Annotated in this window: 2 protein-coding genes and 1 pseudogene; 1 reads left to right on the top strand and 2 read right to left on the bottom strand. The window is 71.1% G+C overall.

Annotation, left to right across the window (positions count from 1 at the left end; all coding sequences use genetic code 11):
• Positions 1–75 precede the first annotated feature (75 nt).
• Both FNH08_RS49280 and FNH08_RS49275 read right to left on the bottom strand, forming a co-directional pair.
• A complete protein-coding gene (locus FNH08_RS49280) occupies positions 76–573 on the bottom strand; it encodes an LURP-one-related/scramblase family protein (protein ID WP_152778475.1) in 498 nt (165 codons plus the stop codon).
• A pseudogene (locus FNH08_RS49275) lies at positions 570–1,606 on the bottom strand (helix-turn-helix domain-containing protein). The gene FNH08_RS49280 and the pseudogene FNH08_RS49275 overlap by 4 nt, the downstream one beginning before the upstream one ends.
• A 52-nt stretch (positions 1,607–1,658) precedes the next feature.
• Here FNH08_RS49275 and FNH08_RS49270 point away from each other — a divergent pair.
• The gene (locus tag FNH08_RS49270) at positions 1,659–2,054 is read left to right on the top strand and encodes a cupin domain-containing protein (RefSeq protein ID WP_228034851.1); all 396 of its coding nucleotides are present in this window, start codon (positions 1,659–1,661) and stop codon (positions 2,052–2,054) included.
• Positions 2,055–2,115 lie beyond the last annotated feature (61 nt).

The following is a 2,115-nucleotide window of genomic DNA, read 5'->3' as shown; positions in this document are numbered from 1 at the left end:
GTTGTTCGTCGGCTGCGGGCCGGGTGTGGCTGGGCGCGCAGTTCCCCGCGCCCCTATTGGCCTTCGGCCTTGGGGTCAGTCGGCCGGGCCGTGCTCCTTTTCTGCCAGGTGGATCGCGCATACCGTGATCGCGAGCAGCAGTGCCGGGTCGGCGTCGTCGCGGACGATGTCGACGCCGTATGTCTCGCGGACCCGTAGCCAGCGCCGCGAGATGTGGGCGAGGAGTTCGCCGTCGTACTCGATGGCGAACTCGCGGTCGAGGATCTTGCCGCTGACGTCGAGTTCGGTGCCGTCCACCAGGGCCACCCGGTAGTGGTTGCGCAGCAGGGAGAGGCGTTTGCGGCGGACGGTCGCCAGGGGGTCGCCGTCCCGCTCGATCACCATCGCCTCCCGCAGGGCGAACATCTTCTGGCGGATGTCGATCAGGACGTGCCCCTGAGTGTCCTTCAGCTCGAAGGTGTCCCGCAGCCGCAGTGCCTTGCCGTCGACGAGGAACACCTTGGTGCCGTGTTCGTCCTCGATCCAGTAGTCGTCACCGATGCCGAGGATCCGGTCGCGTACGAGGAGTCTCATGCCCTCACCGGTTCCCCGGGCGCGGGTCCGAAACGCCGCCGGTAGGCCGAAGGGCTGAGCCCGGTCTCCCGCCGCAACCTCGCCCGCAGGTTCGCCGCGGTGCCCAGACCGCAGCGTCCGGCGACCACGTCCAGCCGCTCCTCCCCCCGTTCGATGAGCCGGCAGGCCAGCGCCACCCGTTCGCCCGTGAGCCAGGCCAGCGGGGTGGTCCCGAGCTGGGCACGGAAGCGGCGGTGGAGCGTGGCGGGGCTGACCGCCGCGCGGGTGGCGAGGTCGGCCACCGTCAGCGGGTCACCCAGCCGCTCCTGCGCCCACGCCAGCAGGGGCGACAGGGACGCGTCCGGCACCTCGGGCAGGGGACGTTCCACGAACTGCCGCTGACCGCCGTCCCGGTGGGCGGCGAACACCAGCCTCCGGGACACCGCGTTGGCGATCTCGGCGCCGTGGTCGCGGCGGACCAGGTACAGACCCAGGTCGAGGGCCGCCGCGCTGCCGGCCGCGCTCAGCACGTCGCCCTCGTCCACGAAGAGCACGTCCGGCTCCAGCAGCACCCTGGGGTGGAGGTGGCGGAAGGAGTCCGCCCAACGCCTGGGGGTGCCCCCACGCCCTTAAGGCAGTGGGGGAGGGTGGTGGCGCGGCGGCCGTCGAGCAGTCCGGCCTCGGCGAGCGCGAAGGAACCGGTGCAGAAGCTCACGATGCGGGCCCCGCGCGCGTGGGCACGGCGGATGGCGTCCCGTACGGGGGCGGCGCGCGGCACGACGTTGTCCGGGCGGCCCGGTACGACGAGGGTGTCCGCGGAGTCGACGGCGTCGAGCCCCGCCACACCGGAGAGGTGGAAGAACCCGTGGTTCATCCGGATGTCCGGCGCCGGCGCGCACAGGGTGAGCTCGTACAGCGGGCGCGCCAGCCCGAGTTCGGGCCGTGGCAGGCCGAACAGCTCGGTGGCGACACCCATCTCGAACGGGTTGGTGCCCTCGTCGACGATCACCACGACACGGTGGAGGGCCGAGGCTTGCGAGGATTCTTGCGGCATGTGCGATTTCTAGCACTCGTGCGAGGTCGGCGGCAGCCCCGACGATGACCGTATGGAACCCATGGAACCGATCTCTCTCGCCAAGGCCCTCGCGTCCTTCGACGCCCTGTGGAGCCCTCGTGTCGTCACCACCGTCAACGACTACGACGTCCGCGTGGCCAAGGTGGAGGGCGAGCACGTCTGGCACGCGCACGACCACACCGACGAGTTCTTCCTGGTGCTGGACGGCGAACTGCACATCGCCCTGCGCGAGCCGGCCGGTGAACGGACCGTCGTGCTGCCCAAAGGCTCGGTCTTCACGGTCCCGCGCGGGACCGAGCACAGGCCGACCGCTCCTGAGGGCGCCTCGATCCTGATGTTCGAACCGTCTGGGACGCTCACCGTGGGCGACCGTCACGACGAGGTCCCCGACCACGTGGACGCGACGACGGGACACGCGCTGGGCTGAGCTCGACTTCCTGGATGCCTGAGTGCCAGGCATGCGTGGGGGCGCCCGGAGTGCTCCGGGC

This window comes from Streptomyces spongiae, assembly GCF_009377185.1.
GTDB lineage: Bacteria > Actinomycetota > Actinomycetes > Streptomycetales > Streptomycetaceae > Streptomyces > Streptomyces spongiae.
This window is presented reverse-complemented; position numbering and strand designations above follow the sequence as displayed.

What these genes read in the sequence shown, in the direction of transcription:
- FNH08_RS49280 (WP_152778475.1), bottom strand. Translation starts at nt 573, where the DNA reads ATGAGACTCCTCGTACGCGACCGGATCCTCGGCATCGGTGACGACTAC.
- FNH08_RS49270 (WP_228034851.1), top strand. Translation starts at nt 1,659, where the DNA reads ATGGAACCCATGGAACCGATCTCTCTCGCCAAGGCCCTCGCGTCCTTC.